Origin of the sequence: Gordonia sp. PDNC005 (assembly GCF_016919385.1) — a bacterium.
GTDB lineage: Bacteria > Actinomycetota > Actinomycetes > Mycobacteriales > Mycobacteriaceae > Gordonia.
In genome coordinates this window covers 2,215,169-2,238,197 of the sequence record NZ_CP070351.1, presented here as the reverse complement: position 1 = coordinate 2,238,197, position 23,029 = coordinate 2,215,169, and the positions used below count along the sequence as shown (strand labels likewise).

The window sequence follows — 23,029 nt, the reverse complement described above, 5'->3', positions numbered from 1 at the left end:
ACGGCGGCGGAGCCTACAATCGCGGTGCGGGAGCCGACTGTCACTGACAACGGGGAATGAGAGCAGCACGTTGATGATCGATGACGCGGCCGACCTGACGCGGCCGACTTCCGGCCTCGAGATGTTCACCGGGGCTCTCGCCGCCGGAGCGGACCGACCGATGATCCGATACCTCGGCACGACACTGACGGTCGGGGACGTGGATCTGTTCTCCGACCGGCTCGCCGAGAGGCTCCTCGACGATGGATTCGGACCCGGGGACCGTGTCGCAGTGCTCTGCCAGAACGATCCCGGCTTTGTCGTCGCCGTGATCGCCGCGTGGAAGGCGGGCGGGACGGCCGTTCCGCTGAACCCCATGAACACCGAGCGTGAACTCGCGTTCGCGTTGGTCGACACCGGCGCTCGGGCGCTCGTCTGCCTCGACGAGCTGTACTCGGCCGGTGCGGAGTCGATCATCTCCGGCGGAGACACCGACGTGACGACAGTTGTGCTGACGTCAGCCGGCGACTGGCGTTCGGCCCCTCCGTTGACGAACTCGGCGGGGCTGCGCGACTCACCGCCGGCGTCAGACGATCCGGCACTCCTGCTCTACACGTCTGGGACTACGGGTGTCCCCAAGGCCGCAGTCATCACCCACGGGAATCTGACGGCCGCCGCCGAACTCTATCGACAGTGGACCTCGATCACCGCGGACGACGAGATCCTCGCGATCACGCCGCTGTTCCACGTGACCGGAGTCGTCGGACACCTCGCGCTGTCGTTGCGGGTGGGCGCGCCGCTGATTCTGGCTCACCGCTTCGATGCGGGGCTCCTGGTGCAGGCGATGCGCGATCATCGACCCGCTTTCATCGTCGGCGCCATCAGTGCGATGGTCGCGCTCGTCGACGCCTCCGCCGGGGCCGACGACTTCCGGTCGGTGAAATGGATGGCGACCGGCGGCGCCCCCGTCTCTGCGGCCGTCGCCGACCGGGTGGCCGAGCGCGCAGGCCGGGACCTCAGCATCGTGTACGGCTTGACCGAGACCACGTCGCCCGCGATCGCCACCCCGATCGGTGAGGCACAGCGAATCGACCCGGAATCGGGAGCACTCTCCATCGGCGTTCCCGTTGCGGCTACGCGGTGCCGGATCGTCGACGACTCCGGCGCACCCGTCGGCCCCGGCGTGGTCGGTGAAGTGGAGATCTCCGGTCCGCAGGTGAGTCCCGGCTACTGGCGTGATGGCGTGGTCGTCGACGGTCCAGTCGACGGTGCACTCCGCACCGGCGACGTCGGATTCCGCGACAGCGACGGCTGGGTATTTCTCATCGACCGTCGCAAGGACATGATCACCACCGCCGGTTACAAGGTGTGGCCGCGCGAAGTCGAGGACGTGTTGTACCGACACCCAGCGGTCGCCGAGGCCGCCGTGGTCGGCGTGCCCGACGACACGCGTGGCGAAGTGGTCAGCGCATTCGTCGCCCTCGAGTCCGGTGCCACCGCGACTGTCGACGAGATCGAGACCTTCGTCGCGACACAACTCGCCGCCTACAAGCGGCCGCGGCGATTCACCGTCGTCACCGAACTGCCGAAGACGGCCACCGGAAAGGTGCTCCGGCGCGAGCTGCGCGGTTGACCCCGGCGCCCGACGTCAGCTCGCGTCGAGGATGGAGAGCGCGAAGACGAGCGTGTCGGTGCCCTGAATGCCGGCGTCGGGTTGCCCATCAGGTCCGTACCCGTCGGCAGGCGTCATGGCCACGGCCACCTTGGCGCCGACCTTCTGACCGATGAGCGCCTCGCGGAAACCGGGAACGACGCCCGTGGGCGAGAATGATGCCGGCGACCCCTTCTCGAAGGCGCTGTCGAAGATCTTGCCGTCGCGCCCGTTGACGCCTTCGTAGCAGACACTCACAAACGAGTCCGCGGTGACGTCAGCGCCAGTACCCGGGACGAGCGTCTTGACGGTCGTCTCACCGACTTCGAAATTCCCATTGACCGTGATCAGCGGAGCCTTGGCGTCTGTAGGCGCGACGACCTCGATCGACCCCTTCGTGCCCTGGAGCACCCAGTCGGCCTGTGTCGTGGACGCGGGCACATCGGTTGGGCACGTGGTGGGGGCCACCGTCGGCGACGTGGTCTCGGAGGCGGAGTCGTCTGTTGACGAACAGCCGGCGAGAACCAGCGCCGACACTGCAGCGGGGACCAGGATCAGGGGCTTGAGCTTCATGATCGGCAAGCGTACCGGCGGCGGGTCGCCGGGCCGATCAGAGGGCGAGGATCTGGGCCTTCTTCGCCTCGAACTCAGCGTCGGTGAGGACGCCCGCGTCGCGGAGTTGGCCGAGCTGTGCGAGTCGGGCGAGCTGATCGTCGATAGCGCCTGCCGTCGGCGCGGCTGCCAACGGGGCCGCGACGGGCGTCTGCGCAGTGGGTTGCGCAGCAGCTGCGGCGGCAGTGTCTTGCTGGGCCCAGCGCTGCTGTTGCCGACGCTGCACGCGTCCGTGGACTGAACTGGCGACGGCAACGCGCGCGGCGCGCTTCAAAAGTGCCATGGGGACTCCTCAGAGGATGGTGGTGGACGTCAGGCGTCGCCAAGGGCGGTGTCGAGATCGTCAGTTGACACAGGACCGGAGGCGACGAGTCGAGCGCCCGCAGCGTCGAACGCGGCCACGACTGGAGCCATGGTCAGGTCTTCGTACACGATCACGGCTCCGACCGATCCGGGGATGAGGGCGTCGGTGACGATAGCGAGGTCATCGGCGTCGAGCAGGCTGCTCGCAGCGCCGTCGAACTCGGCGAAGTCGAGCCCGTCGACCACGCCGAAGTCGTGTGCGGGGACGGTGGTGACGCCTACGTCGTCACGGCGGAAGAACTCGATGTCGACGATGAAGACGATACCGGCGTCGACGCGCTCCAGCAGCGCGGAGAAGCCTCCGGCGGAGACCGTGCCCGCGGGGAACTCGATCACGAGGTAGTCGACGGGACCGACGGTGGGGCTGTTCATGGGAGAAACTGTAGCGGTCAGTGGCAGCGGCCACCGGGAAGGCTGTCGAATTCGTCCTTCAACCACGCTGCGACCTTGTCGAGCGTCGCCGTGCCTGCCTCGAACGTCATCTTCGGAGTGTGGGTGCTCGTGGATACGGCGACTTGCGATCCGTCGTGGAGCGTCACGACTCCGATCTGACGAACGACGTAACCGCCGTCCGCTGCGGGTCCCCATCCGCCCTTGACTGCGGTCCGCTCGTCACCGAGGCGCCGCACACCCCATTCCTGGACATCGGCGACGTCGCGCATGAGCTCGAGGATGTGATCGCTGCCGGTCATGCACGGAAGGTTCGCAGTCCACGTGGCGGAGTCGACGAGCGACCACTGGGTCTCGCCGAGCATCGGGTGTGTGGAACCGCGATGCGGGGGAGGCACGGTGGTCGTGTCGCCGCCTTCGCTGAGGACGTCGGCGAGCGCCTCTGAGGCCTCCGCGGGGGTGCCGAGCGACTTGGTGAGAATGCGGGCGGAGTTGTTGTCGGAGTCGACGACGGCGTTCGCCTCGGTGCGGCTCATACCGTGCTTCCGCTCGGCTGCAAGGCCGAGAGGCGCCTTGATCGTGGACCACGCGTCGCGGACCGTCTGATCCCCGAACAAGAGGGGCTTGCCGCCTCCGACGGGAACGATGGCCACGCCGACTGGGGTGCGGAAGCGGAGCGCGCGGAAGGATGCAGTCAGTCGAGCCTCCGCGTCGGCAGGCGACTGCGCGGTCGGAGCGGCGTCGGCGAGTGGACGACTCTCGTCGTCGTTCCGGACGACAAGAAACACCCCGACTGCAATTGCGACGATCACAACGACGGCGAGACCGGCGAAGACGGGTGCGCGCCGCACGGACGTGCTGTCATCCGACGAAGCACGATGCCGTCCGCTCATCTCGTCCCTTCGGTCGTTGAACTCTCTACATGATGTCCAGGGTTCGACGCTAGCAGCCCGACGAGACCGGTCCGAATGCGCGGATGGTTTGCTGGGTGCACTGAGGTGTCCGTCACAGGCAGTACGACGCACTTTGCTGCGAGGTTAACTGCGTGATACCGCATCCGTCGTCACCGCGTCGCGACCTCGCGAAACGGCCTGTGACGCCTCGGTTAGTGCGCCATAGCTGTTTACATTCGCGTCACTGATTTGCTGAGTGTTGCGCATCACCTTTTTTACTATGGGCTCCAGTGAAAAGGCGAAATACTCTCTGCCGCATGAATATTCGGAGATCCGGGATCTTGGTTCTGCTTGCCGCGGGACTTCTGTCCCCGATGTTGCCATCAAACGTCGGGACGGCGTCGGCGGCTCCGAACTGCCCGCAGGTGATGGAGTTCTCCACCGGAGGGGCGGCGCAGCCCGACGGCATTCGACTCGGTGCGATGGGGAAGCCGGTGCCGGCCGACACGCAGCGAACAAAGGTTCGCTACAGCGCGAGCATCTCGCCGGTCGGGGGCAACATCAGTGGGGCCGAGTCGACGGCCGAGGGCGAACGGAACCTGCGCCGGGCCGCGCGGTCGTTCCGCGCGCGCTGCCCGGAATCGCACATCCGCCTGGTGGGATTCTCTCAAGGGGCTCTCGTCACCGGCAACGTGTGCAACACGTTCGACTCCGACCCGGTGATGGCGCGAAACACGAGCTGCGTCCTCTATTCGGATCCACGCCGACCTGATCCAGTCCGACCCGGAGTCATGGCGACGCTGCCGTCGTTTGTGCCGGGATTCCCGATGATGGGGCCGCGGCCGCAGACGCGGAACATCCGCGTCACGCAGGTCTGCCAGACCAACGACGGGATCTGCGCGGCGCCCAACCCGATACTCGACCCGATCGGGTTCGTCAACAATCTTCTCGGGTATCTCGTCTACGGTGCGCACGGCGACTACTTCGCCGCACCGCACACCGTCGACGACGGTCACTTGCACACGGTCCGGCGCGCGCCGTACATACCGACGGCGGACACCGTCAGGCCCGCGCCCGGGATTCCGACGCTCTACGACGTGCTCGACCCGGTCAGTCGCCTGTTCATCACGCCCGCGCCGATCGCGACGACGTATCGGCCGACACCTGTGGCCGCATACTTCCCGCCCATCCTCGGGTGGGTGCTGCCTCCGCGAATCGGTGCCGTTGTGCTGCCGCCGATCGCGGATCTGCAGGCGATCCTCGTCGCAGTCGTCCAGTTGGTGGATGCCGTTGTCGGGACTGTCGACGACGTGGTCGACGCGATCGCAGTCCCCGGAGTCGGTGTGGCCGAGCGGATTCAGTTGCCTCCGGTGGCCGTATCCGACGCCCAGGATGCCGAACTGGCCGCGGTGCCGTCGGCTCCTCTCGTTCCGGGGGACAGGGCTGAAACCGTGCTTCCCCGAGCGTCAGAGGTCGCGTCGAATGTGTTCGGCCCGGCGGTGGGCGGCAGTGTCGACGTCGACCGGATGGCTGCGCTCGTGGGAGCCCCCGTGGCGGGTCTTCCGATTGATCCGGCGTTCACGGTTCCAGTCGAGGCGCCGCTGGCCGACGCGTGACGATCAACCGGCGGCGGGTATCTGCACCTGGGCGAACATGTCGTCGATGATGTCGGCGAGGGGTGTGGACCCGTCGCTCTGGCTCCACGTGCGAAGGGCGACGTCGAAGCAGGTGAGTGCGGAGTTGATGGTGATGTCGGCGAGACGACGCGAGTTGCTGTCCGGGATGGATTTCTCAACGTGCGGCATGAGCGCCACTGCCCACGCGATGTGCCGTTCGAGGTTCTTCGCGCGGAGCTCCGAGCTTGACGAGATGATCCGCATGATCTGCTTCCACGACTCTGCCATCAGGTCCATCTCGACGCCTGCGCCGCGGAAGGTGAGCCGCAGCGCCTCCCACGGACTGCCACCGTGTGAGAGGTACGCATCGACGACCGCCTGCGCCGTCGGCATGCGGCTGCCGAACACCACATCGTCCTTGTTCGGGAAGTAGCGGAAGAAGCTGCGCGAGGAGATGTCGGCGGCTTTCGCGATATCGGCGACCGTCACGGTGTCGTAGCCGTGCTGATCGAACATGTCGAGGGCGAGATCGGCGAGTGCGCACGTCACGGCTTCGCGTGCGCGTGCCCTCATGCCGTTGCCCTCTGCAGTCATGCACGCGAGTCTATCAGTGACAGAAAGTTCATCCAGTGCCTTACTTGTCATAGTGTGACAGCGGACGTACGGTGGGGGACGACCACCGTCAATCGTTGAGAGAGGCCAGCCGATGCGCGCCGTCAAATACCCTCAGTTCGGAACGCCGGAAGAGATCCTCGGCGTCGAGGAGATCCCTACTCCCGACCCGGGCCCCGGCGAGGTGCGCGTCCGCGTAGTGCTGTCGCCCATCCACAACCATGATCTCTGGACGATCAGGGGTGAGTACGGCTTCAAGCCTGAGCTGCCCGCACAAGCCGGCACCGAGGCGGTCGGTGTCGTCGACGCACTCGGTGAGGGAGTCGACAACTTGGCGGTCGGGCAGCGAGTGGCCACCGGTCAGAAGTTCGGCGCCTGGGCCGAGTTCTTCGTCGCAAAGGCGACCGGGCTGATTCCGGTCCCGGACACCTTGTCCGATGAGGACGCCGCCCAACTCCTCGCGATGCCGTACTCGTCGATCACGCTGCTCGACCAGCTGAACCTCGGCGAGGGCCAGTGGCTCATCCAGAATGCGGCCAACGGTGCGGTCGGCCGCACGCTCGCTCAGCTCGCGTCAGCCCGCGGAGTCAACGTGATCAGCCTGGTCCGTCGTGCCGCAGGCGTTGACGAACTCGCCGCCATCGGAATCGATCGTGTCGTCGCGACCGATGAGGACGGGTGGCAGGAGAAGGTCCGCGCGATCGCCGGCGACGCGCCGATCATCGCGGGTGTCGACTCCGTCGGTGGACGCGCGACGGGCGACATGATGCAGCTGTTGGGTGAGAACTCGACGCTCATCGTTTTCGGGGCGATGGAGTCGCCCGTCGTGAAGATCCCGTCGGGAGACCTCATCTTCAAGCAGGCCACCGTCAAGGGGTTCTGGGCGAGCACGGTCAGCGCCACCATGGACCGTACGCGGAACGCTGAACTGATGGCCGAACTCGTCGAACGTGTTGGTGCCGGCGAACTGTCGCTCCCCGTCGAAGCCGTCTACCCCCTGGAGAAGATCCGCGACGCCGTCGCCGCGAACGCGACAGCAGGCCGTTCCGGAAAGATCCTGCTGAAGCCGTAGGCAAATGACAGAGCCCCGTCCGACATGACCGTCGGACGGGGCTCTGTTGTGCTGAGAACTGATCAGCAGTCGTAGTACAGGGAGAACTCGTACGGGTGCGGACGGATCTGCACCGGCATGATCTCGTTCTCACGCTTGAGGTTGATCCAGGTCTCGATCAGGTCCTCGGTGAACACGCCGCCTGCGGTGAGGTAGTCGTGATCCTGCTCGAGGCGATCGATGACCGCTGCCAGCGAGGTCGGCGCCTGCGGGATGCCCTTGGCCTCCTCCGGCGGGAGCTCGTAGAGGTCCTTGTCGACAGGCTCGTGCGGCTCGATCTTGTTCTTCACGCCGTCCAGGCCTGCCATCATCATCGCGGCGAAGGCCAGGTACGGGTTGCCCGAGCTGTCGGGGCAACGGAACTCGACGCGCTTGGCCTTCGGGTTGTTACCGGTGACCGGGATGCGGACGCAGGCACTGCGGTTGCGCTGGCTGTAGACCAGGTTGATCGGAGCCTCGTAACCGGGGACCAGACGCTTGTACGAGTTGATCGTCGGGTTGGTGAACGCGAGCAGCGACGGTGCGTGGTGCAGGATGCCGCCGATGTAGTGACGCGCGATGTCCGACAGACCGGCGTAGCCCGACTCGTCGTGGAACAGGGGCTTGCCGTCCTTCCACAGCGACTGGTGAGCGTGCATGCCCGAGCCGTTGTCGCCGAAGAGCGGCTTCGGCATGAAGGTGACCGACTTCTGGTTCTGCCACGCGGTGTTCTTGATGATGTACTTGAACAGCTGAACGTCGTCAGCGGCGTGCAGCAGCGTGTTGAACTTGTAGTTGATCTCGGCCTGGCCGCCGGTGCCGACCTCGTGGTGGCCGCGCTCGAGCTCGAAGCCCGAGTTGGTCAGGTTGGTCGACATCTCGTCGCGCAGGTCCACGTAGTGGTCGTACGGAGCGACGGGGAAGTATCCGCCCTTGGGGCGAACCTTGTAGCCGAGGTTCGGGGTGCCGTCGGGGTTGGTCGGCGACGCGGAGTTCCACCAGCCCGACTCGGACTCGACCTCGTAGTGAGTCGAGTTCATCTCGGAGCTGAACGAGACCGAGTCGAAGATGTAGAACTCGGCCTCGGCACCGAAGAAGCAGGTGTCGGCGATGCCGGTCGAACGCAGGTAGTCCTCCGCCTTGCGGGCAACGTTACGCGGGTCGCGGCTGTAGGCCTCGCGCGTGAACGGGTCATGGACGAAGAAGCTCACGTTCATCGTCTTGGCCTTGCGGAACGGATCGATGCGCGCGGTCGCCGGGTCGGGCAGCAGCATCATGTCCGACTCGTCGATCGACTGGAAGCCGCGGACCGACGAACCGTCGAATGCCAGGCCCTCGGTGAAGACGTCTTCGGTGAATGCAGCGGCGGGGATGGAGAAGTGCTGCATTGTGCCCGGCAGATCGCAGAAACGGATGTCGACGTACTCGACACCGGACGTGCGGATTCCCTCGAGCAGCTCTTCGTTCGTGTTGTACACGGTTGGCCTGACTCCTTACTGAACATCCGACCAGAACCTCTGGTCGCACTTCCGAAGCCGCCGTGATGCGACGGCGCCGGATCTCACCAATGAAATCTATGGAGGTGAGGTTGCCCGTGCGTCAAGCGAATGTTTCCGCCGTGTTACGTCACGGACGACGTGTTACAGATTAGCCGCACTCGGTGCGCGTGCGTGTGGCCTCGGCCACCGAACTTGGTGTTCGCCGCCCACTGACTACGATGAAGGCATGACTTCACGCGGTGACTCCGGATCCACTCGACGTGCCGCGGGGACGTGGCTGTCGGGCCCCCAGATCCCGGGTGCCGAAGGAAACCGGTTCCGTGGTGAAGACCTCGGGCTTCCGGAATCGGGTGTCGGCGCCCTCGCCTCGGGCTGGCAGCGTCTCGTCGGCATCCTCGCCGACTGGTTGATCGCAGGCGGAGTCGCGATCCTCATCGTCGGGGTTCGTGGCCCCGAGGGGATGGCCAGCGGTTTTGAGATGACGATGCGCGCTGCGTCGCCGGTGCAGGCGATCACCTGGTTCGTGATGGGTCTGGTCGCCGTCAGCCTGTTCGGCTTCACGCCGGGGCAGTATCTGGCCGGGATGCGCGTGGCCCGCGTGGACTACGGCGCCGAGCGGAACGCGGCAGAAGCCGCAGGAACGGAGCCGCGCGCGGCGGTCGGGTTCGTCCGCGCCCTCGTCCGGCAGGTGATCGTCTTCTTCGTCGTCCCTGCTCTCATCGCCGACCTCAACGGACGCAGCATGCACGATCGCGCAACCGGAACGGCGCTCGTCCGCACGCGCTGATCCGCCGTTCTCTCAACTTCGGCACTCTTCGCCGCGCTATGCGCGGTAGAGAGTGCCGAAGTTCTTTCACATCTTGTGCAGCAGTGCGGCTACGGCGGTGAGGATGCCGATCGCCGGCTCTACGGACACTCGCGGGTCGATCGCGCGCTGCACGCTGAGGCCGATCCCGGTGCTCAGTATCAGGTCGGCGATGTCGTGCGGTGAGCCGAACGCGTCGCTGATGGCCAGTGAATCGCCGAACACCCGGGCCAACTGCGCCGCGATCGTCTCGCTGATCTCGTAGCGGAGGGTCGCGATCGCCTCCTTGACGTCCGGATTGCTGCGCGCGAGCGCGGCGTACTCGAACTCGAGCATCGTCCACTCCATGTCGCCGAGGGACCGTCGAAGCCAGTCGGCGAGACCGTCGACGAATCGAATCGGGTCCACCTCGCCGTCGCCGGGCGCCAGATCGGCGATCTCCGCCATCTTCTCGTCGTGGATGTCGACGAGCACTGCGCGGCACAGCGTCGGCTTGTCCTTGAAGTTCGAGTAGACGGCGCCCTTCGAGTAACCCGCGGCCTCCGCGATGGCGTCGAGGCTGGTGGCGGCGTATCCGTCTCGGAGGAATGCGGTCCGCGCGGTCGTCACCAGATCGGCGACGGTCTTAGCTCGTCGGTCCGATCGGGTCAGTCGTGCGGTCTCGGGTGGCATGGAGACGATCATAGCGGGTGCATACCGTGGGTATTGACATACCGGCGGTATTTGAACAATGATCGTCGGCATGATGAAGCTGCCATTCCTCAACTCGTCCAATCCGGCGATCGACGTCGACGGCGCCGTCGTCGTGATCACCGGCGGCGCCCGCGGCATCGGTGCGTCCACCGCCGAACTGTTCGCGAGTCGAGGGGCGCAGGTGTGGATCGGCGACGTCGACGCCGACGTCGCCGCTCAGACAGCGGCCCGGCTGGGTATTCGATCGGCCCATCTGGATGTCACCTCGCATTCGTCGTGGACCCGGTTCGTCGAGACGGTGATCGGCGAATCGGGACGAATCGACGTTCTTGTCAACAATGCGGGCGTGATGCCCGTCGGTCCGTTCGAAGACGAGCCGGACGCGACGACTGATCTGATGCTCGACGTGAACGTGCGCGGACTCCTCCTCGGCATGCGGTCCGTGTTGCCGCTCATGCGCGACGCAGGTGTCGGGCACATCGTGAACGTCGCCTCGCTGGCCGGCATGATCCCGCTGCCGGGCATGGTCACGTACAACGCGAGCAAGTTCGCCGCGCTCGGAGCATCGCTTGCCGCGCGCCGGGAGTACGACGGGACCGGAGTGACGGTCTCGGCGATCCTGCCGTCGGCGGTCCGCACCGAACTGGCGTCCGGCGCGAAGCTGGGTGGGATCCTGCCGACGGTCGACCCGGAGGACGTGGCGAGAGCCGTGGTCCGCAGTGTCCGCGTCAGAGCGCCTCGGACGTCTGTGCCGGGTTGGATCGCTCCCGGTTGGGTGCTCGTCGACGCGTTCGTCCCCGAATTCGTCGAGCGAGTCGCTCGTCGCCTGGCCGGGGAGCGTCAGGCCATGGCGTTGGACGCCGAGGAGCGTCGCGCATACCTCGACCGGATCGATCGCCAGTCCCGTGATCACGCGGCAGACAAGTCGGAGGCCGGCGCATGACCCGCACCGCACTCGTCATCGGCTGCGGCGGAACCATCGGCGGTGCGTGGACCGTCGCCGCGCTGCATCATCTCGTCGACCAGACGGGCTGGGATCCGGCGTCGGCGTCGATCCTCCAGGGGACTTCCGCCGGATCGGAGATCGTCACCATGCTTGCGGGCGGGCACAGTGTTGCCGACCTCGTTGCGATGCAGCAGGGGAACCCGCCGAACGCGGTGCTGTGCAGTCACCTCGCGGACTGTCCTCCGTCGTTGCCGAAGCTGCCGGCACCGGCGGTGCCGAGCCTGTCGGCCGTTCGAGCCGGAGGACCGGGGCATTCTCGACTCACCGGCCTCGCCCCGCGAGGCCGTGGTGACACCGCCTGGCTCCAGCGTCTCGCAGACGCGTCGACTGGAGGGCGTGACTGGTTCGAACGCGATGGCGTGCGGCTGGTCGCCTACCGGCCCGGGGACGGTGAACGTGTCGCGTTCGGCAGCCCGGGGTCGCCCGCTGCCACGGCAGGCCAGGCGTTGCGTGCGTCGTGGGCGATTCCCGGCTGGATGCCGCCGGTGGAGATCGACGGTCGCACGTACGTGGACGGCGGCGCGGCGTCGACCGCATCGGTTGATCTGGTCGGTCCAGATGAGGCTGACCTGATCTATCTTCTCGCGCCGATGGCGTCGGCGGGGGCGGCCTCCGGGCCCGGGATCGGGGGCGCCCTCGAGAGGCTCCTCCTCCGCAAGCCGATGTCGGCTGTGATGTGGCGAGAAGTCGAAGCGGTCCGGGCACGCGGCACCGAGGTCGTGGTGATCACTCCCGACGCTCGTGACCTGCGTGGCCTCGGTCCCAACTTCATGGCGCGCGACAAGCGCGCCGAGGCGTTCGAGCAGTCGATGATCTCCGCCGCCGACAGCGTCCGCCGTGCACTCGACGAGGGAGCAGTCGCGTGAGCGGTCGCAGGGAGCCGCGCATCGTCGTCATCGGTGCGGGCGTCGCCGGAATCACCACGGCCCACCATCTCGATCGTGCTGGGTTCACCGACTTCGTCGTCCTCGAGAAGGGCTCGGACGTCGGCGGGGTCTGGTACTGGAATCACTACCCCGGACTGACCTGCGACGTGCCGTCGGAGATCTATCAGTTTGCGTTCGCGCCCAAACCGGACTGGTCGAGGATCTGGGCCACCGGGCCGCAGATCCAGCAGTATCACCGCGACGTCGTCGAGCAGTTCGGCCTCGCCGATCGGATCCGCCTCGACACGGAGGTGGTCTCGACCGTCTTCGACGACGTGTCGGGGGAGTGGACGGTCAGCACGTCGGCGGGCGACGTCCACGTCGCGGACTTCGTCATCTGCGCGACGGGTGTCCTGCACAATCCGGCGTATCCCGACATCGACGGTCTCGACACGTTCGACGGGCCCGTTGTGCACACTGCACGGTGGGACGACGATCTGGTCACCGCTGGCAGGCGCATCGCGGTACTCGGCACCGGTTCGACAGGCGTTCAGGTGGTGTCCGCGCTGCAGCCGGAGGCGGCCTCGGTGACTCACTTCGTCCGCTCACCGCAGTGGATTCTCTGGGCGCCGATGCATCTCCCCGCCGTGCCCGGCGTGGCCAAGCTCTTCCGCGCAGCACCTTCGGTTCAGGACGCGCTGCACAGTGTCCTGCTGAAAGGAGCGGGAATCCTCGTCGACGTCGTCACGAAGCCGACCTGGCGTCGGCGCGCCGTGCAGAAGTACGCAGAGATCTCACTACGTGCGCAGGTGGGATCGGGAGCGCTGCGCGATCAGCTCACCCCTGACTACGAGCCGCTGTGCAAACGCCAAGTGCTGTCGGGGTCGTATTACCGGGCGATCAACGCACGCAACACCGAAGTGGTCAGTTCGGGCATCAACCGAGTTGTCCATGGCGGCATCGTCACCGAGGACGGTCGTACCCATGACGTGGACGTGATCGTTCTGGCGACCGGCTTCCGTGCGCACGACTACATGCGTCCGATGAACGTCGTCGGACGTGACGGAGTGAAGCTCGACGACGTCTGGAGCGACGGTCCGCGAGCCTACCGGATGACCGCGATCCCCGGCTTCCCGAACCTGTTCACGGTTCTCGGCCCCAACTCTCCGACCGGTTCGATTTCACTGCAGCACTCCGCATCGAAGACTGCGACGTACATCATCGCGTGGTTGGAGAGGTTCCGGTCCGGCGACGTCGACGAGGTCGAGGTGACCGAGGAGGCGACGGCCGAGTTCAACGCGCAGGTGGCCGAGGCGATGGAGCCGACTGTCTGGAACACCGGCTGCAACTCCTGGTACCAGACCGGTTCGGGCATCGACCTGTGGCCGTTCGACCGCCGGACCCTCGACCGCATGCTCGCAGCTCCACAAGAGGAGCACTTCGTCGTGGGGCGTTCGAGGATCGTCCGAACGCGATGACCCGCAGACTGTTCGACGCCCACCTGCACATCGTGGATCCGCGATTCCCGCTCGTCGAGAACAACGGATACCTGCCGCCGGCGTTCACCGCTGCGGACTATGCGAGCCGAGTCCGAGACTTGGGGGTGCGGGGTGGGGCGGTCGTCTCCGGGTCGTTCCAGGCATTCGACCAGACGTATCTCCTCGACGCTCTGGCGACTCTGCCCGGATGTTTCGTCGGTGTCACCCAGATTCCGGCCGACACGCCTGACGATCGGATCGCCGAGTTGGACGGCCTCGGTGTACGGGCTGTCCGGTTCAACGTCCGACGCGGGGGATCGGCGTCGCTCGACGAACTCGAGTCGTTGGCGTGCCGAGTGCACGACCTCGTCGGCTGGCACAGCGAGCTCTACATCGATTCGAACGACCTCGCCGCGCTCGCGCCGATGCTTCGCAGGCTTCCGGCGATCAGCATCGACCACCTTGGACTGTCGGCAGACGGGTTCACAGACCTGCTGCGGCTGGTGGGGGCCGGAGTCCGAGTGAAAGCCACCGGGTTCGGTCGCATCGAACTCGACCCGGTGGCCGCGATGCGGGCGATCGTAGACGTGGATCCCGGAGCGCTGATGGTCGGAACCGACCTGCCGTCGACACGTGCCCCGCGGCCATTCCTCGACACCGATCTCGACCTCGTTCGTGAAGCGGTCGGCGACGACCTCATCGACGACGTGCTCTGGTCCAACGCCGCGCGCTGGTACCGGGTCTGATCACTTGTCACGACGCTTCGACACGCAACGAGCAGGAAGCAGGGACAGACCAACGAAGAAGGCGAGGCGAAACAGTTTCGGAGCCCTCCGCTGCGCGCGAGCCGCTAGGCGAGCCCGCGAGGACTGCCGAGGAAACTGCTTCGCCTCGCCTTTCGGTCTGAAGCGAGGAAATGCCTTGAGCTCGAAGGTCAGCGACGACGAACGGTACGTGCAGCGCTGCGCATCTTGGCGCCTTGAGGCATCGGTCCCTTGGGTAGCGCGGCGCCGGCGCCGCCCTTCGCCTTGAGCGCCGACAGACGACCGTCCACGGCTTCCATGCGATTGCGGTCGATGTTGTTCGGCAGCTTGCGGATGTAGCGTTCCAGCTTCGCGAGCGGGACTTCGCCCTCGCCGTCTCCGACCATGACCTCGTAGACGGGAGTGTCGCCGACGACGCGAGCGACCTTCTTCTTCTCCTGCGACATCAGCGGCTTCACGCGGCTGGCCTGGCCTTCGGCCACGAGGATCACGCCCGGCTTGCCGATCACGCGGTGCACTGCGTCGAGGTGAGATGTTCCGGCGACGGCCTGCTGCACTCGCCACTGGCCGCGGATGTTGCCCAGCGCCCATCCGGCGGCGCCCGGCTGTCCGTCGGCCTTCTTGTACACGGTCTTCTGGACGCGGCGGCCGAACAGGATGAACGACAGCAGCACACCGAGGATCAGGCCGAGCGGGATCATCATCCACAGCGGCCCGAATGCGAAGAGGCTCAGAACGACGAAGATCGCCGTCACGCCGAGGATCACTGCCGCCATCAGCGGAATGAGGGCCTTGTCCTCCTTGCGCTGCATCTGGAACGCCTGCCAGATTTGCTGACGGCGTTCCTTGCTGGCCGCCTTGCGGGCGGCCTTCGCTGCGGCCTTCGCCTCTTTGCTCTTGTCTTGCGCCTTCGCCATGCCTACCAGTCTAAAGGTCTCGATGCGGGATACGTCGCGCGGTCAGCGCGACATCCGAGCGAGGACGGACGACGCTTCCTGTGCCGCCGATCCCTCGGAGGCGAGGTGTGCGAGTTCCGGCGCGAGTTCGCGCCCGTGGCGTGCCATGGCCTGCGAGTAGAGGCGTCCGGCGCGGTAGGACGAGCGGACGAGTGGTCCGGCCATCACGCCGGCGAAACCGAGCTCTTCCGCGTACTGCGAGTGCTCGACGAACTCTTCGGGCTTCACCCAGCGCTCCACCGGGTGGTGTCGTGGCGACGGGCGCAGGTATTGGGTGATCGTCACGATGTCGCAGCCTGCTTCGTGCAGGTCGCGAAGCGATTCTTGGATCTCCTCCGGTGTCTCGCCCATGCCGAGGATCAGGTTCGACTTGGTGACCAGGCCGAAGTCGCGCGCCTGGGTGATCACGTCGAGTGACCGCTCGTAACGGAAGGCGGGGCGGATCCGCTTGAAGATGCGCGGCACGGTCTCCACGTTGTGGGCGAGGACCTCGGGGCGAGACTCGAAGACCTCGGCGAGCAGGTCGGGCTTGGCGTGGAAGTCGGGGATCAGATTCTCGACGCCCGTGCCGGGGTTCAGTTCGTGAATCTTGCGGACGGTCTCCGCGTACAGCCATGCGCCCTCGTCGGGAAGGTCGTCGCGTGCGACGCCGGTGATCGTCGAGTAGCGCAATCCCATCGACCGGACCGACTCGGCCACGCGACGGGGCTCGTCGCGGTCGAGCGCGGAGGGCTTGCCCGTGTCGATCTGGCAGAAGTCGCAGCGTCGGGTGCACTGCTCACCTCCGATGAGGAAGGTGGCCTCGCGGTCTTCCCAGCACTCGTAGATGTTGGGGCAGCCGGCCTCCTCGCACACGGTGTGCAGACCTTCACCCTTCACCAGCGACTTGAGCTCGGTGTACTCCGGGCCCATCGTCGCCTTGGTCTTGATCCACTTGGGCTTGCGTTCGATGGGGGTCTGCGCGTTGCGGACCTCGAGACGGAGCAGTTTGCGGCCGCTCGGGGCGTCGGCGGGGGACGGGGTGGACGGTGTGGCAGTCACTGCAGAGTTCCTACGGTCGAGGGTGTGGGGGATGTCGAGTCGAGCACGTCGGCGGTGTGACCGGGTGACGGCGGGATCGGATCGTCGAGACATTCGGCGATCGAAGCCGTCACCTCATCGAGGATCGAGTCGACGCTGATGGGCGCGCCGATCTCCTTCGCGATCGAGGTGACGCCCGCGTCGGGGATCCCGCACGGCACGATCGCGTCGAACACCGTCATGTCGGGGTCGACGTTGAGGGCGAAGCCGTGCAGCGTCACGCCCTTGGCGACGCGGATGCCGATCTGGCCGAGTTTCCGGTCGCCCTTCTCGTCGTCGATCCAGACGCCGGACCGTCCGTCGACGCGGCCGGTGGACAGACCCCGCCCGTTGCAGACTCGGATGAGCGCTTCTTCGATGCGGCGGACGTAGTCGACGACGTCGACCGGTTCGGCGAGAAGCACGATCGGGTAGCCGACGAGCTGGCCGGGGCCGTGCCATGTGATGCGGCCGCCGCGGTCGACGTCGATGACGAGCGCCCCGTTGGTGGGGCGGTCGGCGTCCTGCGTCCGCTTGCCCGCGGTGTACACCGATGGATGCTCGAGGAGAAGCAGCACGTCGTGGTCGAGTTCGCCGGACGCACGTTGATCGGCCAGCTCGTGCTGTATCCGATAAGCGTCCGGATAGTCGATCACGCCGAGGCGTCGCACCTCGATCGGTTCACTGCTCAATCGGGCGGATCCGTTACGCACAGCGGCACTCCAAAGAACACATCAGACAGACGGGAAAGGCGTCGCGGCGTGGCACATGAATCTGCAACGCGGCGCGCACCGGAATCATTCCGGACGGGAAAGACGAACGCCGTCCGCGGCGACCGGGATGGTCGCCGCGAACGGCGGTCATGCGGATTGGACGCGTGTCACAGTCCCAGGTCGCCGGCGAACTCTCCGGCTTCCAGACGCTTGCGGACAGTCGTGACGAAACGACCGGCGTCAGCGCCGTCGATCAGGCGATGATCGTAAGTCAGCGGCAGGAACGCCATCGACCGCGAGGCGATCGACTCGGTGCCGTCGGCCGCGGTCAGGACCACCGGCCGCTTGACGATCGCACCCGTGCCGAGCATGGCGGCCTGCGGCGGAACCAGGATCGGCGTGTCGAACAGTGCGCCCTGGCTGCCGATGTTCGTGATGGTGAAAGTGCCGCCTGCGAGCTCATCGGGCTTGAGACCGCCGTTGCGTGCGCGGTCGGCGATGTCGGCGATCGCACGGGCGAGGCCCGCCAGCGACAAGTCGTCGGCGTTGTGGATCACAGGCGAGAGCAGTCCCTGCGGTGTGTCCACGGCGATGCCGAGGTTCACGGCCGCGTGGTACGTGATCTCCTTCGCCTCTTCGTTGATCGACGCGTTGACGTTCGGGTGCGCCTTGAGGGCCTCGACGACGGCCTTGGCGAAGAACGGCAGGAACGTCAGGTTGACGCCCTCGGCGGCGGCGAAGCCCGCCTTGGCGGCCTTCCGCAGCGTCGCGACCTTGGTCATGTCGACTTCGTGGACCTGCGTGAGCTGTGCGCTCGTCTGCAGCGACTCACGGGTCTTCGCCGCGGTGATCTGACGGATGCGGTTGATCTTCTGCGTCGTTCCGCGGAGCGCCGCGAGCTCGGGGCTGGCAGTCGCGACGGCCGGAGCAGCCGCAGCGGGAGCGGCGGCGGGTGCAGCTGCGGCCGGTGCGGGCGCCGGAGCCTTCTTCGCCTCGGCAGCGGCGAGCACGTCCTGCTTCCGGATGCGTCCGCCGACACCGGTGCCGGTCAGCGTCGAGAGGTCGATGTCGTTCTCGGCGGCGAGCTTGCGCACGAGGGGAGTGACGTACGGGGTCGACTCCAGGGTCTCCGACGACGCGGCCGGGGCGGCCTGCTCCGGCTCGGCCGGGGCGGGCGCCGGTTCGGGCTTCGCCTCGGTCTTCGGTGCGGGAGCGGGTGCGGGCTTCGGCTCGGGTGCGGGCTCCGGCTCGGCCTCGGGCTCGGGGGCCGCCTTCGGGGCCGGCTCAGACGCCGGTGCGGCGTTCGCGTCGCCGATCACGGCGAGACGACCACCGACGTCGACGACGTCGTCGGTGTCGGCGATGATCTCCAGGAGCACACCTGCGACGGGCGACGGGATCTCGGTGTCGACCTTGTCGGTCGAGACCTCCAGCAGCGGCTCGTCCACGTCGACGGTGTCGCCGACGGCCTTGAGCCAGTTGGTGACGGTGCCTTCGGTGACCGACTCGCCGAGTTCGGGCATCACGACATCGGTGCCGGACGCGGAGCCGCTCGCGGGTGCGGCAGCCGAGGTCTCGGCCGCCGGAGCGGCCTCGGCCGGAGCGGGTTCAGCCTCGGGCTCGGCCTCCGGCTCGGGAGCGGCCGCTGCCGCGGGCTCCTCTGCTTCGGGAGCGGCCTCGCCGGCCTCTCCGATGAGAGCCAACTGGCCTCCGACCTCGACCACGTCGTCCTCGTGGGCGACGATCTTGGTCAGGACGCCCGCCACCGGGGACGGGATCTCGGTGTCGACCTTGTCGGTCGAGACCTCGAGCAGGGGCTCGTCGATTTCGACGGTGTCGCCTTCCTGCTTCAGCCATTGGGTGACGGTTCCCTCGGTGACGCTCTCACCCAGGGCGGGCATCTCAACAGAGAAGGCCATTGCGTGTGACTCCCTAACTCGTGAACTTGTGCCGTTCGGTCAAGCCGATTCGCGGGTGCTTATCGCGTGTGCAGTGGTGCGCTCACGCGTGGTGCAGGCGGTGGATCGACCGACTCCCGAATTCACAGTACCCGCAACCCGTGAACCGCTCAGGGGAGTCCATCAGTTACCCGCCGGTAGCGGATTCGCCGTCGCCTCAGCCGTTCTCGACGACGTCTTCGAGAACCGCGATCAGCGTGCGAACGGGCACACCCGTGCCGCCCTTGGTCGTGTAACCCCACGGTCCGGAGGTGTTGAACGCAGGACCCGCGACGTCCACGTGCGCCCAGCCGATTCCTTCGCCTACGAACTCCTTGAGGAAGATCGCCGCGGACAGCATCCCGCCCCAACGATGGTTGGTGACGTTGGCGAGGTCGGCGACTCGCGAATCGAGGTCACCGCGCAGCTCTGACGGCATCGGCATGGGCCAGCCGTTCTCGCCGACACTCTGCGAGACCGACGCGACGCGATCACGGAAATCATCGGTGCCGAGCACGCCGGGCGTCCGGTTGCCGAGTGCCACCATCTGCGCGCCGGTCAGCGTAGCGGTGTCGATCAGGTAGTCCGGATCGTCCTCGCAGGCGCGGACGATCGCGTCGGCGAGGATCAGCCGTCCCTCGGCGTCAGTGTTGAGGACCTCGACTGTCGTTCCGCCGTACTGCGTCAGGACGTCGCCCGGTCGCTGGGCGGTACCCGACGGCATGTTCTCGGCCATCGGCACGGTGGCGATGACGGTGACGTTCACATCGAGCTTGGCGGCGGCGATCGCCGTCGCGACAACCGCTGCGGCGCCGCCCATGTCGGAGGTCATGTGGTCCATGCCCGCGGCGGGCTTGATCGAGATGCCGCCGGTGTCGAATGTGATGCCCTTGCCGACAAGCGCGACTGTGCGTTCCGCGCCCTTGGCCTCGTGGACGAGTCGAACCAGACGCGGCGGGCGGGAGCTGCCCTTGCCGACACCGACGATTCCGCCGTAACCGGCCTTGGCGAGCTCGACGTCGTCGAGGATCTCGACGCGGAGACCGGCCTGGCTGGCGAGTACACGGGTGCGCTCGGCGAACTCCGCCGGGAACAGGTGACTCGGGGGAGTGTTGACGAAGTCTCGGGCGAGCGCGACAGCGTCGGCGACGATCAGCGCGTGATCGAGCTCTGCGCGATTCTCCTTCGACTTGGTGGCCAGCAGTCGGACCTCCGACGGCGCCTGCTTCTTCGACGCCGACTTCTCCGAGCGGAACTCCTCGAAGCGGTATGCGCCGAGGAAGTAGCCCTCCGCCGCGGGGCCGACACCGGCCTGGGCGAGAGTGCTGACCACCCGGCCGACACCGTCGAGTTTGCGGACGGACTCGCCTGCGGCCTGTCGGATCGTGTCGGCGTCGTGCTCGCCGGTGTCCTGGCCGAGGCCGACGGTCTGGATCAGACGGACCGGCAGCGAGGCCGGAGCCGGAAAGCTGAGGATCTCTCCGCTGCGGCCGGTGCCGCCGAGGGCCGCGACGCTCGCCGACACGGCGTCGGCCGTCGCGTCGTCGAGGAGGTCCTCGCCGATCAGCAGGGACGGTGCTTCGGTGTCGGCGTCCTCTGCGGCGATCAGGCCGATCACCAGGACGTCGTCGTCCTTGGCGAGGGCAGTGGTCAGTTCGATGCGCGGACCGCGAACGCGGTCGGAGAAGTCGTTGCTGCTCACAGGTGTCAACTCTGCCACAGGTGGGTCGACGCCGATGCGACCGGCGGCGCTACGCGGCTGATGCGAGGGCGATACCGTATCGGGTATGACCGAACTCCTTGCAGGGCCAATCGCCGACCGTCACATCGCTCTCGGGGCATCGTTCGCCGAATTCGGCGGATGGGACATGCCGGTGTCGTACTCCGGCACCGTCGCGGAGCACACCGCAGTCCGCGAAACAGTTGGGATCTTCGACGTCAGCCACCTGGGCAAAGCGCTCGTCGCCGGGCCCGGCGCTGCCGACTTCGTCAACCGCTGCTTTACCAACGACCTGCGCAAGGTGGCCGCGGGTAAGGCGCAGTACACGATGTGCTGCAACGCAGAAGGCGGCGTCGTCGACGATCTGATCACCTATCTGGTCAGCGATGATGAAGTGTTCCTCATCCCGAACGCGTCCAACACCCCTGCGGTTGTCGCCGCGCTGAAGGCAGTGGCGCCGGAAGGCGTCGAGATCACCGACCTGCATCGTGACTACGCGGTGTTCGCCGTGCAGGGACCGAAGTCGGCCGATGTGCTCGCCTCCCTCGGTCTGCCCACTGAGATGGAGTACATGGCGTTCGCCGACGCGACCCTGACCGTGGACGGTGCGGAGCGCACCGTGCGGGTGTGTCGGACCGGCTACACCGGTGAGCACGGGTACGAGATCCTGCCGACCTGGGCCGACGCCGGCCCGGTTTTTGACGCTCTACTCGCAGAGGTCACCTCCCGCGACGGGCTGCCCGCCGGTCTCGGCGCACGTGACACGCTGCGCACGGAGATGGGGTACGCCCTGCACGGCCACGAACTGAGCCCCGACATCACACCGGTCCAGGCACGCAGCTCGTGGGCAGTGGGATGGGACAAGCCGGAGTTCTTCGGCCGCGACGTCTTGGTCGCGGAGAAGGAGGCGGGCCCCGCGCGCCGCCTCTACGGTCTCAAGGCCACCGGTCGCGGTGTGCCGCGCGCGGATTGCACCGTGCACCTCGAGGCCGGCGGCGAGGCGATCGGCGTGTGCACGTCCGGCACCTTCTCGCCGACGCTCAAGCAGGGCATCGCGCTGGCTTTCATCGACGTGGCGTCGGGCGTCAAGAAGGGGGCGACGGTGGTGGTCGACGTCCGCGGTCGCGCCCTCGAATGCGAAGTGGTGCTGCCGCCGTTCGTCCAGGGCAACGTCTGACAGCCGGTCTCGACGTAAGTCGCATGCGGAACTTCGCTAGGATCGGTGCATGACCTTGGAGTTCACTCGCACCGAGCATCCGCATCCGGTGTCGGAGGGTCGACGCGCAGAGATTCTCGCCGCGCCGGGCTTCGGCAACCACTTCACCGACTACATGGTGGTAGTCGACTACGACCGTGAGCGCGGATGGCACGACGCGAAGGTGACTCCGTACGGTCCCATCGCGCTCGATCCGGCCGCGATGGTCCTGCACTACGCGCAGGAGATCTTCGAGGGCCTCAAGGCCTACCGCCAGCCCGACGGCACTATCGCCGCGTTCCGTCCCGAGGCGAACGCCGAGCGGTTCAACACGTCGGCACGTCGTCTCGCGATGCCCGAGTTCCCGGTCGAGGACTTCGTCGGATCATTGCGCGCGCTGCTGGAGGTCGACGACGCCTGGGTGCCACCGGCCGGCGGCGAGGAATCGCTGTACCTGCGTCCCTTCATGTTCGCGACCGAGGCCAGCCTCGGTGTCCGTCCGGCGAACCAGTACCGGTACGTGCTGATCGCATCGCCGGCTGGCGCGTACTTCCAAGGCGGGCTCAAGCCGGTCAGCGTGTATCTGTGCACCGAATACGTCCGTGCGTCGCCCGGCGGCACGGGCGCAGCCAAGTTCGGCGGCAACTATGCCGCCTCGCTCCTCGCACAGGCGCAGGCGGCGGAGAAGGGCTGTGACCAGGTGGTTTGGCTCGACGCGACCGAGCACCGGTACATCGAGGAGATGGGCGGGATGAACCTGTTCTTCGTCTTCGGTTCCGGTTCGCAGGCGCGTCTGGTGACGCCCGAGTTGAGCGGTTCGCTGCTGCCCGGTGTCACGCGGAAGTCGTTGCTCGCGCTCGCCGCGGATGCGGGCTACTCAGTCGAAGAGCGCAAGATCTCCACGGATGAGCTCGCAGACGGAGTCCGATCCGGCGAGATCACCGAGGTCTTCGCCTGTGGCACGGCGGCCGTCATCACGCCGGTCGGCCGGGTCCAGAGCGACACCGATGCTTACACGATCGGCGACGGCGCCACCGGCGAGGTCACCCAGGCGCTGCGCGACACCCTCACCGGGCTGCAGCGCGGCACCTTCGCTGACACTCACGGGTGGATGACCCGCCTCAAGTAATCC

At 66.9% G+C, this 23,029-nt stretch carries 22 protein-coding genes; 10 read left to right on the top strand and 12 right to left on the bottom strand.

Going from position 1 to position 23,029, the window contains the following annotated elements; translation table 11 throughout:
- Nucleotides 1-73: 73 nt before the first annotated feature.
- The gene (locus JVX90_RS10640; RefSeq protein WP_205328763.1) at nt 74-1,612 is read left to right on the top strand and encodes an AMP-binding protein; all 1,539 of its coding nucleotides are present in this window, start codon (nt 74-76) and stop codon (nt 1,610-1,612) included.
- A 15-nt stretch (nt 1,613-1,627) separates the two neighbouring features.
- Here the strand turns inward: JVX90_RS10640 and JVX90_RS10635 are convergent, their stop codons facing one another.
- From JVX90_RS10635 to JVX90_RS10620, 4 genes are read right to left on the bottom strand one after another with little or no spacing between them, the layout of a single operon-like run.
- Nucleotides 1,628-2,203: an FKBP-type peptidyl-prolyl cis-trans isomerase gene (locus JVX90_RS10635; protein ID WP_205328762.1), complete on the bottom strand. Its 576-nt coding sequence runs from the start codon at nt 2,201-2,203 to the stop codon at nt 1,628-1,630.
- Nucleotides 2,204-2,240: 37 nt separating this feature from the next.
- Nucleotides 2,241-2,525: an SHOCT domain-containing protein gene (locus JVX90_RS10630; RefSeq protein WP_205328761.1), complete on the bottom strand. Its 285-nt coding sequence runs from the start codon at nt 2,523-2,525 to the stop codon at nt 2,241-2,243.
- Between the two features lie 29 nt (nt 2,526-2,554).
- The gene (locus tag JVX90_RS10625) at nt 2,555-2,977 is read right to left on the bottom strand and encodes a DUF6325 family protein (protein ID WP_205328760.1); all 423 of its coding nucleotides are present in this window, start codon (nt 2,975-2,977) and stop codon (nt 2,555-2,557) included.
- Between the two features lie 17 nt (nt 2,978-2,994).
- Nucleotides 2,995-3,888, bottom strand: a complete 894-nt coding sequence (locus JVX90_RS10620) for a hypothetical protein (RefSeq protein WP_205328759.1) — start codon at nt 3,886-3,888, stop codon at nt 2,995-2,997.
- A 317-nt stretch (nt 3,889-4,205) separates the two neighbouring features.
- Between JVX90_RS10620 and JVX90_RS10615 the strand changes: the two genes are divergently transcribed.
- On the top strand, nt 4,206-5,504 hold the full coding sequence (locus tag JVX90_RS10615; protein ID WP_205328758.1) for a PE-PPE domain-containing protein: 1,299 nt from the start codon (nt 4,206-4,208) through the stop codon (nt 5,502-5,504).
- Between the two features lie 3 nt (nt 5,505-5,507).
- Here the strand turns inward: JVX90_RS10615 and JVX90_RS10610 are convergent, their stop codons facing one another.
- Nucleotides 5,508-6,098 carry a TetR family transcriptional regulator gene (locus JVX90_RS10610; RefSeq protein ID WP_205328757.1) on the bottom strand — a complete coding sequence of 197 codons (591 nt, stop codon included), beginning with the start codon at nt 6,096-6,098 and terminating at the stop codon, nt 5,508-5,510.
- 112 nt (nt 6,099-6,210) lie between these two features.
- On the opposite strand from JVX90_RS10610, the gene JVX90_RS10605 reads away from it, so the two are divergent.
- The gene (locus JVX90_RS10605; protein WP_205328756.1) at nt 6,211-7,188 is read left to right on the top strand and encodes a zinc-binding dehydrogenase; all 978 of its coding nucleotides are present in this window, start codon (nt 6,211-6,213) and stop codon (nt 7,186-7,188) included.
- Nucleotides 7,189-7,250: 62 nt separating this feature from the next.
- Here JVX90_RS10605 and glnA read toward each other — a convergent pair whose 3' ends face one another.
- Nucleotides 7,251-8,684: a type I glutamate--ammonia ligase gene (gene glnA / locus JVX90_RS10600; protein ID WP_008376831.1), complete on the bottom strand. Its 1,434-nt coding sequence runs from the start codon at nt 8,682-8,684 to the stop codon at nt 7,251-7,253.
- A 247-nt stretch (nt 8,685-8,931) separates the two neighbouring features.
- Here glnA and JVX90_RS10595 point away from each other — a divergent pair, with 247 nt between their 5' ends.
- Nucleotides 8,932-9,492 carry an RDD family protein gene (locus JVX90_RS10595; RefSeq protein ID WP_205328755.1) on the top strand — a complete coding sequence of 187 codons (561 nt, stop codon included), beginning with the start codon at nt 8,932-8,934 and terminating at the stop codon, nt 9,490-9,492.
- Between the two features lie 66 nt (nt 9,493-9,558).
- On the opposite strand, the gene JVX90_RS10590 is transcribed toward JVX90_RS10595, so the two are convergent.
- Nucleotides 9,559-10,182: a TetR/AcrR family transcriptional regulator gene (locus JVX90_RS10590; RefSeq protein WP_205328754.1), complete on the bottom strand. Its 624-nt coding sequence runs from the start codon at nt 10,180-10,182 to the stop codon at nt 9,559-9,561.
- A 70-nt stretch (nt 10,183-10,252) separates the two neighbouring features.
- On the opposite strand from JVX90_RS10590, the gene JVX90_RS10585 reads away from it, so the two are divergent.
- From JVX90_RS10585 to JVX90_RS10570, 4 genes are read left to right on the top strand one after another with little or no spacing between them, the layout of a single operon-like run.
- Entirely contained in the window at nt 10,253-11,146 is an 894-nt protein-coding gene (locus tag JVX90_RS10585) for an SDR family oxidoreductase (RefSeq protein ID WP_205328753.1), read from the top strand.
- On the top strand, nt 11,143-12,075 hold the full coding sequence (locus JVX90_RS10580; RefSeq protein WP_205328752.1) for a patatin-like phospholipase family protein: 933 nt from the start codon (nt 11,143-11,145) through the stop codon (nt 12,073-12,075). The genes JVX90_RS10585 and JVX90_RS10580 overlap by 4 nt, the downstream gene beginning before the upstream one ends.
- Nucleotides 12,072-13,553, top strand: a complete 1,482-nt coding sequence (locus JVX90_RS10575; protein WP_205328751.1) for an NAD(P)/FAD-dependent oxidoreductase — start codon at nt 12,072-12,074, stop codon at nt 13,551-13,553. The genes JVX90_RS10580 and JVX90_RS10575 overlap by 4 nt, the downstream gene beginning before the upstream one ends.
- The gene (locus tag JVX90_RS10570; protein ID WP_205328750.1) at nt 13,550-14,299 is read left to right on the top strand and encodes an amidohydrolase family protein; all 750 of its coding nucleotides are present in this window, start codon (nt 13,550-13,552) and stop codon (nt 14,297-14,299) included. The genes JVX90_RS10575 and JVX90_RS10570 overlap by 4 nt, the downstream gene beginning before the upstream one ends.
- Before the next feature lie 188 nt (nt 14,300-14,487).
- Here the strand turns inward: JVX90_RS10570 and JVX90_RS10565 are convergent, their stop codons facing one another.
- The 5 genes from JVX90_RS10565 to JVX90_RS10545 form a co-directional block, all read right to left on the bottom strand.
- Nucleotides 14,488-15,234, bottom strand: coding sequence for a DUF4191 domain-containing protein (locus tag JVX90_RS10565; protein ID WP_008376824.1), 747 nt, complete (start codon nt 15,232-15,234; stop codon nt 14,488-14,490).
- Between the two features lie 42 nt (nt 15,235-15,276).
- On the bottom strand, nt 15,277-16,314 hold the full coding sequence (lipA, locus tag JVX90_RS10560) for a lipoyl synthase (protein ID WP_205328749.1): 1,038 nt from the start codon (nt 16,312-16,314) through the stop codon (nt 15,277-15,279).
- Nucleotides 16,311-17,045 carry a lipoyl(octanoyl) transferase LipB gene (lipB, locus tag JVX90_RS10555; RefSeq protein ID WP_205328748.1) on the bottom strand — a complete coding sequence of 245 codons (735 nt, stop codon included), beginning with the start codon at nt 17,043-17,045 and terminating at the stop codon, nt 16,311-16,313. The genes lipA and lipB overlap by 4 nt, the downstream gene beginning before the upstream one ends.
- A gap of 167 nt (nt 17,046-17,212) precedes the next feature.
- A complete protein-coding gene (gene sucB / locus JVX90_RS10550; RefSeq protein ID WP_205328747.1) occupies nt 17,213-18,964 on the bottom strand; it encodes a 2-oxoglutarate dehydrogenase, E2 component, dihydrolipoamide succinyltransferase in 1,752 nt (583 codons plus the stop codon).
- A 196-nt stretch (nt 18,965-19,160) separates the two neighbouring features.
- Nucleotides 19,161-20,684, bottom strand: coding sequence for a leucyl aminopeptidase (locus tag JVX90_RS10545; protein ID WP_205328746.1), 1,524 nt, complete (start codon nt 20,682-20,684; stop codon nt 19,161-19,163).
- An 85-nt stretch (nt 20,685-20,769) separates the two neighbouring features.
- Between JVX90_RS10545 and gcvT the strand changes: the two genes are divergently transcribed.
- Together gcvT and JVX90_RS10535 are read left to right on the top strand one after the other, a co-directional pair.
- A complete protein-coding gene (gene gcvT / locus JVX90_RS10540; protein ID WP_205328745.1) occupies nt 20,770-21,879 on the top strand; it encodes a glycine cleavage system aminomethyltransferase GcvT in 1,110 nt (369 codons plus the stop codon).
- 49 nt (nt 21,880-21,928) lie between these two features.
- On the top strand, nt 21,929-23,026 hold the full coding sequence (locus JVX90_RS10535) for a branched-chain amino acid aminotransferase (protein ID WP_205328744.1): 1,098 nt from the start codon (nt 21,929-21,931) through the stop codon (nt 23,024-23,026).
- Nucleotides 23,027-23,029: the final 3 nt, after the last annotated feature.

Coding starts and splice junctions, on each gene's coding strand:
- JVX90_RS10640 (WP_205328763.1), top strand. CDS start 74: ATGATCGATGACGCGGCCGACCTGACGCGGCCGACTTCCGGCCTCGAG.
- JVX90_RS10635 (WP_205328762.1), bottom strand. CDS start 2,203: ATGAAGCTCAAGCCCCTGATCCTGGTCCCCGCTGCAGTGTCGGCGCTG.
- JVX90_RS10630 (WP_205328761.1), bottom strand. CDS start 2,525: ATGGCACTTTTGAAGCGCGCCGCGCGCGTTGCCGTCGCCAGTTCAGTC.
- JVX90_RS10625 (WP_205328760.1), bottom strand. CDS start 2,977: ATGAACAGCCCCACCGTCGGTCCCGTCGACTACCTCGTGATCGAGTTC.
- JVX90_RS10620 (WP_205328759.1), bottom strand. CDS start 3,888: ATGAGCGGACGGCATCGTGCTTCGTCGGATGACAGCACGTCCGTGCGG.
- JVX90_RS10615 (WP_205328758.1), top strand. CDS start 4,206: ATGAATATTCGGAGATCCGGGATCTTGGTTCTGCTTGCCGCGGGACTT.
- JVX90_RS10610 (WP_205328757.1), bottom strand. CDS start 6,098: ATGACTGCAGAGGGCAACGGCATGAGGGCACGCGCACGCGAAGCCGTG.
- JVX90_RS10605 (WP_205328756.1), top strand. CDS start 6,211: ATGCGCGCCGTCAAATACCCTCAGTTCGGAACGCCGGAAGAGATCCTC.
- JVX90_RS10595 (WP_205328755.1), top strand. CDS start 8,932: ATGACTTCACGCGGTGACTCCGGATCCACTCGACGTGCCGCGGGGACG.
- JVX90_RS10590 (WP_205328754.1), bottom strand. CDS start 10,182: ATGCCACCCGAGACCGCACGACTGACCCGATCGGACCGACGAGCTAAG.
- JVX90_RS10585 (WP_205328753.1), top strand. CDS start 10,253: ATGATGAAGCTGCCATTCCTCAACTCGTCCAATCCGGCGATCGACGTC.
- JVX90_RS10580 (WP_205328752.1), top strand. CDS start 11,143: ATGACCCGCACCGCACTCGTCATCGGCTGCGGCGGAACCATCGGCGGT.
- JVX90_RS10570 (WP_205328750.1), top strand. CDS start 13,550: ATGACCCGCAGACTGTTCGACGCCCACCTGCACATCGTGGATCCGCGA.
- JVX90_RS10565 (WP_008376824.1), bottom strand. CDS start 15,234: ATGGCGAAGGCGCAAGACAAGAGCAAAGAGGCGAAGGCCGCAGCGAAG.
- sucB (WP_205328747.1), bottom strand. CDS start 18,964: ATGGCCTTCTCTGTTGAGATGCCCGCCCTGGGTGAGAGCGTCACCGAG.
- gcvT (WP_205328745.1), top strand. CDS start 20,770: ATGACCGAACTCCTTGCAGGGCCAATCGCCGACCGTCACATCGCTCTC.
- JVX90_RS10535 (WP_205328744.1), top strand. CDS start 21,929: ATGACCTTGGAGTTCACTCGCACCGAGCATCCGCATCCGGTGTCGGAG.